The 14563-nt window shown below is 71.9% G+C and carries 11 protein-coding genes and 1 riboswitch; of the genes, 5 read left to right on the forward strand and 6 right to left on the reverse strand.

All coding sequences use genetic code 11. The features are described 5' to 3' along the window. Positions 1–149: 149 nt before the first annotated feature. On the forward strand, positions 150–1439 hold the full coding sequence (locus tag ACIPJI_RS07400) for a PspC domain-containing protein (RefSeq protein WP_402244962.1): 1290 nt from the start codon (positions 150–152) through the stop codon (positions 1437–1439). Then, positions 1436–2125: a response regulator transcription factor gene (locus ACIPJI_RS07405; RefSeq protein ID WP_356620592.1), complete on the forward strand. Its 690-nt coding sequence runs from the start codon at positions 1436–1438 to the stop codon at positions 2123–2125. The genes ACIPJI_RS07400 and ACIPJI_RS07405 overlap by 4 nt, the downstream gene beginning before the upstream one ends. 16 nt (positions 2126–2141) lie before the next feature. On the opposite strand, the gene ACIPJI_RS07410 is transcribed toward ACIPJI_RS07405, so the two are convergent. Both ACIPJI_RS07410 and ACIPJI_RS07415 read right to left on the reverse strand, forming a co-directional pair. Beyond that, positions 2142–2894 carry a GNAT family N-acetyltransferase gene (locus tag ACIPJI_RS07410; protein WP_356620593.1) on the reverse strand — a complete coding sequence of 251 codons (753 nt, stop codon included), beginning with the start codon at positions 2892–2894 and terminating at the stop codon, positions 2142–2144. Between the two features lie 102 nt (positions 2895–2996). Next, positions 2997–4055, reverse strand: a complete 1059-nt coding sequence (locus ACIPJI_RS07415; RefSeq protein ID WP_402244963.1) for an NlpC/P60 family protein — start codon at positions 4053–4055, stop codon at positions 2997–2999. A 344-nt stretch (positions 4056–4399) separates the two neighbouring features. On the opposite strand from ACIPJI_RS07415, the gene ACIPJI_RS07420 reads away from it, so the two are divergent. Beyond that, a complete protein-coding gene (locus ACIPJI_RS07420) occupies positions 4400–4753 on the forward strand; it encodes a hypothetical protein (RefSeq protein ID WP_402244964.1) in 354 nt (117 codons plus the stop codon). A gap of 86 nt (positions 4754–4839) precedes the next feature. Here the strand turns inward: ACIPJI_RS07420 and ACIPJI_RS07425 are convergent, their stop codons facing one another. Then, a complete protein-coding gene (locus tag ACIPJI_RS07425) occupies positions 4840–5994 on the reverse strand; it encodes an NlpC/P60 family protein (RefSeq protein WP_402244966.1) in 1155 nt (384 codons plus the stop codon). A gap of 1 nt (position 5995) precedes the next feature. Continuing rightward, a riboswitch (cyclic di-AMP (ydaO/yuaA leader) is annotated at positions 5996–6158 on the reverse strand. A 240-nt stretch (positions 6159–6398) separates the two neighbouring features. On the opposite strand from ACIPJI_RS07425, the gene pcrA reads away from it, so the two are divergent. Further along, positions 6399–8834, forward strand: coding sequence for a DNA helicase PcrA (gene pcrA / locus ACIPJI_RS07430; protein WP_307707848.1), 2436 nt, complete (start codon positions 6399–6401; stop codon positions 8832–8834). Positions 8835–8998: 164 nt separating this feature from the next. Here pcrA and ACIPJI_RS07435 read toward each other — a convergent pair whose 3' ends face one another. Both ACIPJI_RS07435 and ACIPJI_RS07440 read right to left on the reverse strand, forming a co-directional pair. Continuing rightward, positions 8999–10555 (reverse strand): M23 family metallopeptidase, encoded by a 1557-nt coding sequence (locus tag ACIPJI_RS07435; RefSeq protein WP_402244967.1) that lies wholly within the window; start codon positions 10553–10555, stop codon positions 8999–9001. Between the two features lie 233 nt (positions 10556–10788). After that, positions 10789–11643 carry an alpha/beta fold hydrolase gene (locus ACIPJI_RS07440; RefSeq protein ID WP_356620598.1) on the reverse strand — a complete coding sequence of 285 codons (855 nt, stop codon included), beginning with the start codon at positions 11641–11643 and terminating at the stop codon, positions 10789–10791. A 366-nt stretch (positions 11644–12009) separates the two neighbouring features. Between ACIPJI_RS07440 and ACIPJI_RS07445 the strand changes: the two genes are divergently transcribed. Beyond that, entirely contained in the window at positions 12010–12423 is a 414-nt protein-coding gene (locus tag ACIPJI_RS07445) for a cobalamin B12-binding domain-containing protein (protein WP_005313282.1), read from the forward strand. A 516-nt stretch (positions 12424–12939) separates the two neighbouring features. On the opposite strand, the gene ACIPJI_RS07450 is transcribed toward ACIPJI_RS07445, so the two are convergent. Continuing rightward, positions 12940–14562 carry a DUF5691 domain-containing protein gene (locus ACIPJI_RS07450; protein ID WP_402244968.1) on the reverse strand — a complete coding sequence of 541 codons (1623 nt, stop codon included), beginning with the start codon at positions 14560–14562 and terminating at the stop codon, positions 12940–12942. Between the last annotated feature and the right edge of the window lies 1 nt (position 14563).

Consider the following 14563-nt stretch of genomic DNA (forward strand, 5'->3'; position numbering starts at 1 on the left):
TGAGCCTCCTCGGGACGGCGTCCGAGCGCCCTCGGGAACCCTCCGCGGGTCCTCGGGACCGAAGGATGTGCCCGGGGAAACGGGGGATCAGGGACGGTTGGGGGACGACCCTGATACCGCGTCCCGTTCCGCCGTGTGACGATCGGTGCATGCCAGTCGCCACGCCCGGAACCACCGGCCCTTCGCGCGCCCCGCTGCCGGAGGAGCCGGCTCTGCGCAAGCTGTACCGCAGTGCCGACGGGCGGATGCTCGGCGGTGTGGCCCGCGGTCTGGCCGGGCATCTGGGACTGCCGGTCATCTGGGTGCGCCTGGTCTTCCTCGGGCTGTTCCTCGCCGACGGCCTGGGCGCGGTGCTCTACGCGGTGTTCTGGATCGTCGTCCCCCTCGGGGTCGGCGGCAGGGCGGCGGAACCGCGCTCGGTGTTCGAGACCACGCCGGACGGGCGCCGCCGGCTGCGCAAGCCGGACAAGGGCCAGCTGTTCGCGATGGTCGCCCTGCTCTTCGGGGCCGCGATCTTCGTCGGCAACGTCGACATGCGCGGCAGCAACCGCTACGTCTGGCCCACCCTGCTCATCGGCGCGGGTGTGGTCCTGGTCTGGCGGCAGGCGGACAACGCCCGCCGTGCCCGCTGGACCGACGTGGGCCGCCGGCGGCGGCTGCTCCAGCTGGCCAGGGCGCTGGCCGGCGTCGCCCTCGTCGGCATGGGACTGACCGTCTTCATGGTGGTCCGCGGCTCCGCCGCCCAGCTGGGCAATGTGCTGACCGCCGCGGTCGCCGTCATCGCCGGTGTCGCCCTCCTCGCGGGTCCCTGGCTGGTGCGGATGACGCAGGACCTCTCCGAGGAGCGGACCATGCGCATCCGGGCCCAGGAGCGGGCGGAGGTGGCCGCCCACGTCCACGACTCCGTCCTGCACACCTTGACCCTGATCCAGCGGAACGCCGACGACGCCGGCGAGGTGCGCCGGCTCGCCCGCGCCCAGGAGCGTGAGCTGCGAAACTGGCTCTACAAGCCGGAGGGCACCGGCAGGGACGAGGACGAGGAGCCCGACACCCTCGCGGAGGCGGTGAAGAAGGTGGCCGCCGAGGTCGAGGACAAGCACGGGGTCCCGCTCGAGGTCGTCGTCGTCGGTGACTGCCCGCTCGACGACCAACTGGGCGCACAGATGCAGGCCGCCCGCGAAGCGATGGTCAACGCCGCCAAGTACGGTGGCGCGGGAGGGGCGGTGCAGGTGTACGCGGAGGTCGAGGGCCGTACGGTCTTCGTGTCCGTACGGGACCGGGGGCCGGGATTCGACCTGGACGCCGTACCGGAGGACCGGATGGGCGTCAGGGAGTCGATCATCGGGCGTATGCAGCGCAACGGCGGGACGGCACGACTGCGCTCCGTGCCCGGAGGGGGCACGGAAGTGGAGCTCGAGATGGAGAGGGCGGACGGATGACCGAGGCGGCCGGAGAGACCACAGAGCGTCGAGTGCGGGTCGTACTCGTCGACGACCACCGGATGTTCCGCACGGGGGTGCAGGCCGAGATCGGACAGACCGAGCGCACCGGCGTCGAGGTCGTCGGGGAGGCCGCCGACGTCGACCAGGCGGTCACCGTGATCACGGCGACCCGCCCCGAGGTCGTCCTCCTCGACGTGCACCTGCCCGGCGGCGGCGGGGTCGAGGTGCTGCGCCGCTGCGCCTCGCTGATGGCGGCGGCGGAGAACCCGGTGCGGTTCCTGGCGCTGTCGGTGTCCGACGCGGCGGAGGACGTGATCGGCGTCATCCGCGGCGGCGCCCGCGGCTACGTCACCAAGACGATCACCGGCAGCGACCTGGTCGACTCGATCTTCCGGGTGCAGGACGGCGACGCGGTGTTCTCGCCGCGGCTGGCCGGCTTCGTGCTGGACGCCTTCGCCTCGACGGACGCGCCGCCGGTCGACGAGGACATGGACCGGCTGACGCAGCGGGAGCGGGAGGTGCTGCGGCTCATCGCGCGCGGATACGCGTACAAGGAGATCGCCAAGCAGCTCTTCATCTCGGTGAAGACCGTCGAGTCGCACGTGTCCGCGGTGCTGCGCAAGCTTCAGCTGTCCAACCGGCACGAACTCACCCGGTGGGCGACGGCACGCCGCCTGGTGTGACGCGCCGGCCGCTGCGTCAAATCAGGGACATGTCGGTCTTGTTGCCGACCCGGACGTAGCCGACGGCGGCGTAGACCCGTTCGACGTCCGCGTCGCCGGGCTCCAGCCACACGGTCCGGCAGCCGGCGTCGAAGGCCTTCGCGGTCAGGAACGCGGAGAACGCCGCGCCGATGCCCCGGCGGCGGTGGGTCGCGGCGACCGCGAGGCCTGTCAGCTCGCAGAGACCGTCGACAGGGACCGAGCAGCTGCCGGCCGCGACCGGGGTGCCGTCGGTGTCGTCCGTGGCGAGGGCCGCGACCCCGCCGCCCTCCACCACGCTGCGCAGCGCGCCGACCTCGCCGTCCGTCGCCTCGCCCTCGAAGCCGTATCCGGCATGCTGCACCCCGGCCGCGGCCCGGTAACCGGCCTCGTCCGACACGACGGTGAAGGTGATGCCCGGTACCGGCGGTGTGACGAGCGCGTCGGGGGAGCAGGCGAGCAGCGGTGCGCGGCGCTCGACCGTGAAACCGGCCGCCAGCAGGGCGGGTTCGACGTCCGGTGCGCAGGACGGCAGGAACTCCAGACGCGGCAGCCGGTCCTTCTCGCGGAACACCTCGACCAGTGCCCTGATGTCGTCCGCCGTCGGGCTGGCGGCGTGGTCGGGGACGGCGTAATTGACGGGCGGGATGGGCCAGTCGGCGTTGTAGCGCACCGTGAAGGGGCCCACACGTACGTGGCCTCGTGAGCGGAGTGCGAGCGTGCGCACATAGTTCTGGACGTCGAGGTCCACGTACGGCTCCTGCTGGTCGGGGCTGGAACGGACCCCGGGATCGTGGCACCGGCCCGGGGAACGGGCAACCGGTTTGGTGCCGGGCCGCCGTGCCCGGCCGGGTCACGCGGGGCGGGTCGCTCCCGCGAACGGCATCCGGTCGATCGGCGCGACCCGCACCGGGGCACCGGGGCGCGGGGCGTGGATCATCTGCCCGCCGCCGATGTAGAGGCCGACGTGCGAGACGCCGGAGTAGAAGAAGACCAGGTCGCCCGGCGCCATCCGGGAACGGGGCACCCGCGCTCCGGCGTTGATCTGGGTGTAGGTGGTGCGCGGCAGGGAGACCCCGGCGGAACGCCAGGCGGCCTGCGTCAGCCCGGAGCAGTCGTAGGACCCGGGGCCCGTCGCCCCCCACACGTAGGGCCTGCCGATCGCTCCGTACGCGTAGGCGACGGCCTGCGCCGCGCGGCTGTTCGGGGCCTTCAGGGTGCCGCGCGGAGTGCCGGCGCGGTCCGCCCGCGCAGGTCCGTTTGACTCGGCGCCGCTTTCGTACCGGGCCCGCTGCTCGGCGGTCAGCCTGGCCAGCAGGCGTTCCGCGGCGGCGAGTTTGCTCCGCACGGCGGCCTTGTGGCCGGCCAGTTCCTTGCGGCGCGCCTCGAGTTCGGCGATCCGGTCACCGGCCTGGGCCCTGAGCTGTGCGAGTTCCCTCAACTGCCGCCGCACGTCGGAGACCGCGGCGGCCTGCAGCGCTCCGGCCCGTTCCGCGAGAGCGGCGCGCCGGAGGTACTCCTCCGGGGCGGAGGTCAGGGCGAGCCGCAGACCGGGATCCATGCCGCCGTCGCGGTACTGGGCGGTGGCGAGGGAACCGAGGGCGTTACGGGAGGTGTTGAGGCTGTCGGTCCGGCGCGCCGCCTCGTCGCGCAGCGAGTCCAGCGATCTGCGGGCGCTCTCCGCCCGTTCCTTGGCTCCGTTGAGCTTCTCGGTGGCGACCTCCGCCTCCTGGTACAGCTTGTCGACCCTGGCCTGGATCTGCGCCGGGGTGAGGCCCGGCTCCGCGTGCCCCGTGCCGTCGAACGCTGTCGTGGCCGCCGCGCCCGCCAGGGCGAGCGTGAGCGCGGTACGGGCGGCCGGTCCGTCGAGCCGGCGTTCACGGGGTTTTCGGTGTTCCCGGTGTGCTGCCACGAGGGCTTCCACGTCCTTCCGTCGTCCCTGCCGCCGCACTTGCGTCCGGCGGCGGGCCGCACAGGGGGAGCGGTCCGCCGCAGGACCTTCCGGCGGTGGTGGCCGAGTGCCGTCCGGCTGTGCGACGGCTCGCGGGGAGTCGGCCACCTGGCGCAGGACGCTACGACCGCGTCGACGGGGGCGGGACACAACGACCGTAAATCTCCGGAAATGGGCGTCCGGCAACCGTTGATGAACGGCCGTCCGTCGTCGCGGACGCGCATCGCGTCGGTCCCTGGACCGATGCCGCGGACAGGGCCACCTGCCCGGCTGACGGTGGTATGGGCCCAGCTAGGCTCCGGCCCATGGACGTACTCATCAATGTCTTCGTCGCACTGCACATCATCGGCATCGCCTCGCTGCTGGGCGGGTTCCTGACCCAGATGAAGGCGATGGGCGAGGGCACCGCCCGCTTCAGCCCCGCGATGCTGCACGGTGCGCTGACCATGCTGGTCACGGGTGTGGCCCTGGTGGGTCTGAACCAGGCGGACGACCAGACGGTCAACAACCTCAAGATCGGCATCAAGCTGGCGGTGCTGGTCGTGATCCTCGGCCTCGTGTACGTCAAGAGGGACGAGGAGAAGGTCGACAAGGCGCTCTTCGGCGCGGTGGGCGGCCTGACCTTGGCCAACATCTTCATCGCCACGCTCTGGACCTGACCCGAGCGCGGACATGACGGTGCCCGGGCGGCTCGGCCGCCCGGGCACCGGTGCGCCGGGGCACCCCGCGTCGGCCCCGCAGGGCTTCAGGCGGGGCGGACGCTGCCGTAGATCGGCATGTAGTAGATGGACTCCTCGCGGACGTTCGTGCCCGGCTTGGGCGCGTGGATCATCTTGCCGTCGCCGATGTAGATGCCGACGTGGCTGATGTCGTCGTAGAAGAAGACCAGGTCGCCGGGGAGCAGGTCGGCCGTCTCGACACGGGTGCCGACCTTCACCTGGTCCCAGGTGGTGCGCGGCAGGTCCACCCCCGCCGCCTTCCACGCGGCCGCGGTGAGGCCGGAGCAGTCGTAGGAGCTCGGGCCCGTCGCGCCCCAGACGTACGGCTTGCCGATCTGGGCACGGGCGAACGCGAGGACCTTGTCCGCCTTGGCCGCGTACGTGCCGTCGTCGGTGCCGGTGCCCGGATCGGTGGTGCCCGTGTCCGGGGTGGTCTCGCGCTCCTGCTGCTGCCGCTCGGCCTCCGCCCGGGCGGCTGCCTCCGCCTTCGCCTTGGCCTCGGCCTTGCGGCGCGCCTCCTCTTCCTTCTCCCGCTCGATCGCGGCGAGGCGTGCCTTCTCCTCCGCCGTCAGCTTCGAGAGCAGGGCGCGTGCCTCCGCGAGCTTGGTCTGCACCGTCTGCTTGCTGGTGCGCAGGGCCTCCTGGGAGTCCGTGAGGGACTCGAGGCGCTTGGTGGCCTCCGCGCGCTGCTTCGCGGCCGCGGCCCGCTCGGTCTCGTACTCACTGACGGCCCTGCGCTGCTGGTCCGTCATCCGGTCCATCAGCTGGGTCTGGTCGAAGTACGCCTGGGGGCTGTCCGCGAACATCAGCGCGGCGGTGGGGGTGACGGAACCGGTGCGGTACTGCGCCGCCGCGTAGTTGCCGAGGGCGCGGCGGGACTCGTTCAGCTTCTCCGTGCGCTTGGCGGCCTCGTCGAGCAGCTGGTCGACCTCTTGGCGCTTCTCCGCCGTGGCTTCCTTCGCCTTGTTGAACTCCTGCGTCGCGCTGCCCGCCTGCCGGTACAGGTCGTCGACCTTCTTCTGCACCTCTTCGATGCTGGGCTTCGGGTCGGACGGCGCGGCGGTGGCACTCTGGGTGGAGAGCAGTGTCACACCGGCGAGGGCGGCCGTGGTGAATCCGACGGCGGTGGACGGTTTTGCGGTACGGCTGCGGGTCTTGCGATGCGACGCCAACGCCGGCATCTCCTTCTTCCGTGGACCGCCTACCGGGTTAGCTGTCGGGTTCGGGCGAACGGAAGACGCCCTACGGACCGAGCGGGGCACGGTCCGATTCACCCCGGTGGTGCTTGGTGGGTCCCCGGTTCCGAACTCCCTCGGGAGGAGCCCGGATTCGGCGCAGGCCGCCCGTTCGGCGTGGTTCGCCGGGAGGGGTGCGGGCCGCCTGGTCGAGCACGCTAGCCAACTCGTGCGCCTGCTGTGAAGGTTGATGTTCGATATGTCCGATACATTTTCGTGACCTTTTCGGTGGCGGGTCGCCTGCCCGTCCGCCGGTCGCCCGGCGGATCCGCCCTGTCACCTACCGTGGCGTCCGCCGGTGTGCCGGTGCGGCCACGGTTGTCGGTCCGGCCGCCTAGACTCGTTAAGCGATGAGCAGCCTCTTTGACGACAGCTTCCTGGCGGACCTCCGGCCCGACGCGGACGGGCCCCCGCCGCCGCCCGAGGACCCGGCTCCGGAGCAGCTTCCGGACGACCTCTTCCAGGGCGCCTTCGACGTGCCTCCGGCCCGCGACGGGTACTACCGCGACGGCGCCCCGCGCCCCGTCGTGGACCCCGCCGCCCTGCTCGACGGGCTGAACGAGCAGCAGCGCGCCGCCGTCGTGCACACAGGGTCACCGCTGCTCATCGTGGCCGGCGCCGGCTCCGGCAAGACCCGGGTGCTCACCCATCGCATCGCCCACCTGCTGGGCACGCGCCGGGTCCACCCCGGCCAGATACTGGCGATCACCTTCACCAACAAGGCCGCCGGCGAGATGAAGGAACGCGTCGAGCAGCTGGTGGGCCCGCGCGCCAACGCGATGTGGGTCATGACCTTCCACAGCGCCTGCGTCCGCATCCTGCGCCGCGAGTCCAAGAAGCTGGGCTTCACCTCGTCGTTCTCGATCTACGACGCGGCGGACTCGAAGCGCCTGATGTCGCTGGTCTGCCGCGATCTCGACCTCGACCCGAAGAAGTTCCCGCCGAAGTCCTTCAGCGCCAAGATCTCGAACCTGAAGAACGAGCTGATCGACGAGGAGACCTTCGCCGACCAGGCGGTCGACGGATTCGAGAAGACGCTCGCCGAGGCGTACCGGATGTACCAGGCGCGGCTGCGCGAGGCCAACGCCCTGGACTTCGACGACATCATCATGACCACCGTCCACCTGCTCCAGGCGTTCCCGGACGTCGCCGAGCACTACCAGCGGCGGTTCCGGCACGTCCTCGTCGACGAGTACCAGGACACCAACCACGCTCAGTACACGCTCGTGCGCGAACTGGTGGGCAAGGGGTACGAGGACCTGGAGCCCGCGGAGCTGTGCGTCGTCGGTGACGCCGACCAGTCGATCTACGCCTTCCGCGGCGCGACCATCCGCAACATCCTCCAGTTCGAGGAGGACTATCCGGACGCGACGACGATCCTGCTGGAGCAGAACTACCGCTCCACCCAGACGATCCTCTCCGCCGCCAACGCCGTCATCGAGCGCAACGAGTCCCGTCGCCCCAAGAACCTGTGGACGAACGCAGGCGCCGGCGCCCAGATCACCGGCTATGTCGCGGACACGGAGCACGACGAGGCCCAGTTCGTCGCGGACGAGATCGACCGGCTCACGGACGCGGGCGAGGCGAAGGCCGGCGACGTCGCCGTCTTCTACCGCACGAACGCCCAGTCGCGTGTCTTCGAGGAGATCTTCATCCGCGTCGGCCTGCCCTACAAGGTCGTCGGCGGTGTCCGCTTCTACGAGCGCAAGGAGGTCCGCGACGTGCTGGCCTACCTGCGGGTCCTCGCCAACCCCGAGGACAACGTCCCGCTGCGCCGCATCCTGAACGTGCCCAAGCGCGGCATCGGCGAGCGTGCGGAGGCGATGATCGACGCCCTCGCGCTGCGCGAGAAGATCACTTTCCCGCAGGCGCTGCGCCGCGTCGACGAGGCGTACGGCATGGCGGCCCGCTCGGCCAACGCGGTCAAGCGGTTCAACGTGCTGATGGAGGAGCTGCGCACGATCGTCGACTCGGGCGCGGGTCCGGCCGTCGTGCTCGAGGCCGTGCTGGAGCGGACCGGCTATCTCGCGGAGCTCCAGGCGTCCACGGACCCCCAGGACGAGACGCGCATCGAGAACCTCCAGGAACTGGCCGCCGTGGCGCTCGAGTTCGAGCAGGCCCGCGGTGAGGAGGAGGGCACCGGCACACTCGCCGAGTTCCTCGAGCAGGTGGCGCTCGTCGCCGACTCCGACCAGATCCCCGACGAGGACGAAGAGGGCACCGGCGTCATCACGCTGATGACCCTGCACACCGCGAAGGGCCTCGAGTTCCCGGTCGTGTTCCTCACCGGCATGGAGGACGGCGTCTTCCCGCACATGCGGGCCCTCGGGCAGACGAAGGAGCTCGAGGAGGAGCGGCGCCTGGCCTACGTGGGCATCACCCGCGCCCGCGAACGGCTCTATCTGACCCGGTCCTCGATGCGCAGCGCCTGGGGACAGCCGTCGTACAACCCGCCGTCGCGGTTCCTCGAGGAGATCCCCGGTCAGCACCTGACCTGGAAGCGGACGGGCCCGATGGCGGCCCCCGCCGGACCGACGTCCGGCATCGCCTCGTCACTGTCCTCCTCGCGTTCGCGTGGCGGCGCCTCCGGCTTCGCCACGCGGCGTACGAGCGACAAGCCGGTGATCTCGCTGGCGGTGGGCGACCGGGTCACGCACGATCAGTTCGGCCTGGGGACCGTGGTCGAGGTGAAGGGCTCGGGGTCCGAGGCACAGGCGACGATCGACTTCGGGGACGAGAAGCCGAAGCGGCTGCTGCTCAGGTACGCCCCGGTCGAGAAGCTCTGAAGGCGCCCGGCCCCCGCGGGGGCCGGCACGCCGGAGATCCCAGGACGCGTACGTGCGTACGTCAGGCGTGTGCGGAAGCCTGTCCCGAGGACCGCGCGTGCACGCGCGCGCCGACAGCCGCCCGTGCGGGCAGGCTTGACGCGGCTTTCGGCAGACGGACGGGGCTACGCGGGGTCGAGGCCGTGGCTGCGCAGCCACGGCAGCGGGTCTATCGCCGCGCCGCCGCCGGGCCGGACCTCGAAGTGGAGGTGCGGTCCGGTCGAGTTGCCCGAGTTGCCCGAGTAGGCGATGACGTCGCCGGCCTTGACGGAGCCGCTACGGATCTTGGTGCTGCTCAGGTGGCAGTACCAGGTCTCCGTGCCGTCGGCCGCGGTCACGATGGCCATGTTGCCGTAGGCGCTGTTCCACTGGGTGCGGACGGTGCCGTCCGTCGCGGCCATGACCTCGGTGCCGTACTGGACGGGGAAGTCGATACCGCTGTGCAGGGACATCCAGTTGACACCGGACTGGCCGTAGTACGCGCTGAGTCCGTCCTGCTTCACCGGCAGCACGAACTTGGGGCGGAGCGCCTCGCGGCGGGCTGCCTCTTCCTCGCGCTTCTTCTTCTCCGCCGCCTGGCGCGCCTTGAGGTCGATGCGTTCCTGGGTGCGGGAGGCCCGGTCCCCGAAGTCACGGGCGTCGGCGCTGAGCGCGGCGAGCTGCGTGTCCATGGCGTTGTTGGCGGCGACCGGCTGCACGGAGGTGGGGTCGGTTGCCGCCACGGTGCTCGTGTCGTCCTTGGTCCCGCTGTCGCTGCCGAGGCCGCTGACGGACGCGGCGGCGATGCCGGCGACGCCCATGACACAGGCGGAGGGAACGGCGACGGTCAGGAGCGCCGAGCGCTTGGCGGGGGTGCGGCGGCGGCCGCGGCTGCCGCCGGAGCGGCGGACCGGGCGGGGAGAGACGGGTGTCGCGGGCACCACTGGCACGGCGGTCATGGTCCGGGTCAGCGCGTCGTGATCCGGAACGTCGTCGCTCTGCGGAGCGTCCGGGCCGGCGTCGGCTTCAGCGCCGTACTCCGCCTCGTAGCCGGTTTCCGCGTCCGCCTCCGCGGCCTCGGGCCCGGCGTCCTGCGGGGCCTCGAAGGTGTAGCCGTACGCTTCGCCTGCTTCGTACCCAGGGCCGGTCTCGTACGCTTCGCCGGTCTCGTACGCCGGGACCGACTCGTAGGCGTCGCCCGTCCCGTACACGGCGTAGGTCTCGTACGTCTCGTGCTCGGCCTGCGGGGTGAACTCCTGGTCCGGAACGAACTGTTGCGGGACGAGCCCTTCGGGCGTGGCCGTCGCGGAGTTCCAGGCCGTGGCGTCGTAGGCGCCGCTGTCGAAGGTGCCGGGCGCCCACTGGCCGGTCGTGTCGTACGCGAAGGCCGCGGCGGCAGTCTCGTACTGGCCGGTGCCGCCCGCCTCGTTCCAGGCGCTCGCGTCCCACTGGCCGGTGGTGTCGTACTGCGCGTACTGCTGCTGCTCGTACTGCGCGTCGTACTGGGGCTGTTGGGTCTGCTGGGCCGTCGCATAGGCGTCGTGCCCGGTGCTTCCGTCGCCGCCGGCGTTCCACTGGGACGAGTCGTACTGGCCGCTGTGGCCCGCTTCGTAACTGCCCGGCATGGCGCCGAAGAGCGGGTCGGAGTCGAAGCTGCCGGTGGCGTACCCGCCGTACCCGGCGTTGGTGTGCTGGTCGTTCACCAACTTCTCTCTCGCCTCGACAGCAGGACCTGTTTCCGGTGCCACCTGTTTGCACAGGGGGTCCCAGGGGGAAGCAGTGGCGCGACTGTACCCGGCGGTACGCGACGGCGACAATCTTCGGCGTCATCTACGCAATCAGGAAACGGGCATTCGGTTGCGTTTCGGCGGTCCAAGGGCAGAGCTTTGGCCCTACGTTCGAGAAGTGTTCGATGAATCGGTCTCGAAGGGTCACCTCAAGCGACGGACGCGGCCCCCGAAGAAGAGCCCGCTTCCGACACGCCCGACTCGAGAGCCGCGCGGATGCCGTCGGCGACGGCGGGGTGAACAGGCAGTGCGAGATGGCCGATTCCGCTCACCTGCACGTTCTGTACGAGAAGGTCCGGATGGTCGATGCGGGCAGTCTCGACCGGGGACATGATCCGGTCCAGATCGCTCCAGAAGCTGACGAACCGGGTGCGGCAGCCGGGCGCGGGCATGCGCAGCTCCTCGATCACCGGCGAACCCGGCCGCATCTGCCGCACGATCGGGTGGGCGCTCGCGAGCGGGGCGACAGTCGTGCCCGAGTGCGGGGTGCCGAGCGTGACGAGGGTGCGGACGTGGCGGTCGCCGCCCAGACGCTGGACGTAGTAGCGGGCGATCAGGCCGCCGAGGCTGTGCCCGACGATGTCGATCTCGGGGTGGCCGGTGCGGGCGCAGATCTCCTCGACATGGCGGCCGAGCAGATCGGCGGCGGCACGGACGTCGCAGGTGAGCGGCGAGTAGTTGAGGCACTCGACATGGTGCGAGCCCTGCCGGGCGAGGGCGCGGCGGAGCAGTACGAACACCGAACGGTTGTCGACGAATCCGTGGAGCAGGACGGTGGGGACGGCGTCCGGTGCGCCCGGGAGGCGGCGCGCGGCCCCGGTGTCTGCACGGGCGCCGTCATCGGCTGCCGCGGGGCGGGGGCGGGGGCGGCGCTCCGGAGTGAGGCCGGTCGGATACAGGAGCAGATGCCCGGCCAGGATCGCCAGCTCCAGAACGGTTGCGCGCAGCAGCGCGGCGGGCCACTTCACCGGCAGCGTCATGGGAAAGGGAGGCAGGACCCTCATGACGACCTCCTCCCGTACGGCACGACGGGGGCGGCTCTGCCCCGCGTGCCCTCATGGGAAGCGCCTCGGGACCGGTGCGGTCGTCTGCCCGCGCCGTCGGTGTCGCATCACCGTGCCGTGCGGCTGTCGGCACGGTGATGCGACGACCCGTTGTGGACCTGCGGCGGCTCCCCGTGCGACCGTGCCCGCGGGGCTGCGCGTGGGTGGCGCGCGATGCCTGAAGCCGGTACGACGCTCGGTGAAAATGTCCTACGTGTGATTTCCCCCTCCCCGCGCACCGCGAAACGGCCGCTTGCGGGATGCTGGAGATAACGTTCGTTCACTCTTCGCGCGCCCTCACGGGCCGCGGGGACCCAGGAGGCAGTGATGGGTGTGACTGGTCCGATCCGTGTGGTGGTGGCCAAGCCGGGTCTCGACGGCCACGACCGCGGGGCCAAAGTGATCGCGCGGGCGCTGCGCGACGCCGGTATGGAGGTCATCTACACCGGGCTCCACCAGACACCGGAGCAGATCGTCGACACGGCTATCCAGGAGGACGCCGACGCGATCGGTCTGTCGATCCTCTCCGGAGCGCACAACACGCTCTTCGCGAAGGTCATCGAGCTCCTCAAGGAGCGCGAGGCGGAAGACATCAAGGTCTTCGGCGGCGGAATCATCCCGGAGGCGGACATCGCACCGCTGAAGGAGCAGGGCGTCGCGGAGATCTTCACGCCGGGCGCGACGACGGCGTCGATCGTCGACTGGGTCAACGCGAACGTCCGGGCGACCGCGGAGGCGTAGTCGGCCGCGTGCGCGGCGGCGGTCGGTTCTTGCGCTCGCGGGCCGCGCACCACTGCCTGGCGTGGTCGTGACGTGGCCGGCGCGGCACGGACCGCGGGGTGTTCGCCTCTCGGGGCGCGCCGGCACGCCCGCACCCGCCCGCACCACTCCACGCGCCGGGACGCCCGCACCGCGCACCACACCTGCGTACCGCGCCCCGTGCCCCCGCCCGCACCGCCTTCCGGCGGGACCGGGCGGCTGGTGGGCGCGCGACGCCAGGGCAGGTGCAGCGCGCGGCTGCCGGTCCGTGCGCCTCGGCCCCGTGTGCTTCGGGGCATGGGCACCTCGTGTACGTCCGCACCCACAATCCCGCACCACCCTCGGCCGGACCGGCGACGCCCGTGCCTCCGCACTCGCCCGGGCCCCCTCTCTGCGCACCGCCTTCGGGCGGACGGCCGGCGCGGACGCCAGCGGGGGCGGTCCGGTGCTGGCGGGCCGCCCGGTGGTGCGGGCGGTCGGTGCAGGCGGACGGGGCGGTCAGGCGGCGGCGAGTTCCTCGTGCATCGCCGCCCGCAGGCGCAGCGTCGAGACCAGGCGCTGGAACGCCTCCGACCAGTAGCCGCCCGCGCCCGGCGACGCGTCCTCCTGTTCGTCCGGTGTGGCTGTGAGGATCTCCAGCCGGTCCGCCTCTTCCGGCGACAGGCAGCGTTCCGCGAGGCCCATCACGCCGCTGAAGCTCCACGGATAGCTGCCCGCGTCCCGTGCGATCTCGAGCGCGTCGACGACCGCCCGGCCGAGCGGTGCCGCCCACGGCACCGTGCACACACCGAGCAGCTGGAACGCTTCCGACAGACCGTGCGCCGCTATGAACTCGGCCACCCACGCGGCCCGTTCGCCGTCGGGCAGGGCCGCGAGCAGCTTCGACCGCTCGGCCGGCGACGTCGTCCCCGGACCCGTCGACGGCGGTGCGGCGGGTGTGCCGAGCAGGGCGCGCGACCATTCGGCGTCGTGCTGCCGTACCGCTGCCCGGCACCATGCCGCGTGCAGTTCGTCCGCCCAGCCGTCCGACACCGGCAGCGCGACGATCTCGCGCACCGAGCGCCCGCCCAGCCGGTCCCGCCAGACCGACAGCGGGGCGGCCTCCACCAGCTGGCCGAGCCACCAGGACCGTTCGCCGCGTCCTGACGGCGGGGCCGGGACGATGCCGTCACGCTGCATGTCCGCGTCGCATTCATGGGGCGCCTCCACGACGATCGTCGCTTCGGCGCCGCCGCTGCGATCCATGGCGACGCAGGACGCGGCGCGAGCGGCCATGCGGCCGGCGAGCGCGGAATGCGGCAGGGCGGAGAGGAGTTCGGCGGCCGTGGAGCGGACGTTGCGGCTGCGGTCGGACAACGCCTGTTCCAGGAAAGGCTCGTCGGCGTCGGACAGTCCCGCACGCAGGGAGTCGAGGAACATCAGCCGGTCCTCCGCCCGCTCGGTGGCCCATGTCGAGGCGAGCAGCTCCCGCGCGGCGCCGGCGTCGTGGGCGCGCAGACCCGCGAGCAGCGCGACGCGTTCGGCGAACAGGCCTTCCTCCCACAGCCTGCGCACGGCCTCCGTGTCGTCCATGTCCGGCAGCGTGGAGCCCGCGGAGCCGCCGCGCAGCGCGAACTTCCACTCGGGGTTCAGCCGGGCGAGCCACAGTCCGCGCGGTCCGGCGAATGTCAGCGCATGGGGGCGCAGGTCCGTGCGGGCACGGGCCGCGTCGAGCAACGCGGGCAGCACGGACGCCGGTGCCTGGTAGCCGCGTTCGTTGGCGGCCGCGAGCCACTGGGGGAGCAGCTCGGTGAGGTCCGGTGCGGTGCCGCGCCTGCCCCCTGATCCCGAGGACCCGGATCGGTCGGCCAGCAGCTGGACGAGCCGTCGCCGCGCGGGCAGCGGCAGGGCACGGCGCCCGTCGTGCGGCGCCGGCTCCGGCAGCGTGCCGCCCGCCGCCGGCGGCGCGGGACTCAGTCCGGCCCGGCGCCGCACGGTGTGCAGGGCGGCCGCGTCGAGCAGGGCGACGGGCGCGTCCTTCCCGGCGGGTGTCGTACCGGTCGGCGGCGTCCGGCGGTCGGTGCCGAGCAGGGCCGAGGTGACGAGCTCTTCCCACGGTGACGCACTGGCGGTGGTGGTCATG

Origin of the sequence: Streptomyces sp. NPDC086835 (assembly GCF_044745705.1) — a bacterium.
GTDB lineage: Bacteria > Actinomycetota > Actinomycetes > Streptomycetales > Streptomycetaceae > Streptomyces.

Coding starts and splice junctions, on each gene's coding strand:
- ACIPJI_RS07400 (WP_402244962.1), top strand. CDS start 150: ATGCCAGTCGCCACGCCCGGAACCACCGGCCCTTCGCGCGCCCCGCTG.
- ACIPJI_RS07405 (WP_356620592.1), top strand. CDS start 1,436: ATGACCGAGGCGGCCGGAGAGACCACAGAGCGTCGAGTGCGGGTCGTA.
- ACIPJI_RS07420 (WP_402244964.1), top strand. CDS start 4,400: ATGGACGTACTCATCAATGTCTTCGTCGCACTGCACATCATCGGCATC.
- ACIPJI_RS07425 (WP_402244966.1), bottom strand. CDS start 5,994: ATGCCGGCGTTGGCGTCGCATCGCAAGACCCGCAGCCGTACCGCAAAA.
- pcrA (WP_307707848.1), top strand. CDS start 6,399: ATGAGCAGCCTCTTTGACGACAGCTTCCTGGCGGACCTCCGGCCCGAC.
- ACIPJI_RS07440 (WP_356620598.1), bottom strand. CDS start 11,643: ATGAGGGTCCTGCCTCCCTTTCCCATGACGCTGCCGGTGAAGTGGCCC.
- ACIPJI_RS07445 (WP_005313282.1), top strand. CDS start 12,010: ATGGGTGTGACTGGTCCGATCCGTGTGGTGGTGGCCAAGCCGGGTCTC.
- ACIPJI_RS07450 (WP_402244968.1), bottom strand. CDS start 14,562: ATGACCACCACCGCCAGTGCGTCACCGTGGGAAGAGCTCGTCACCTCG.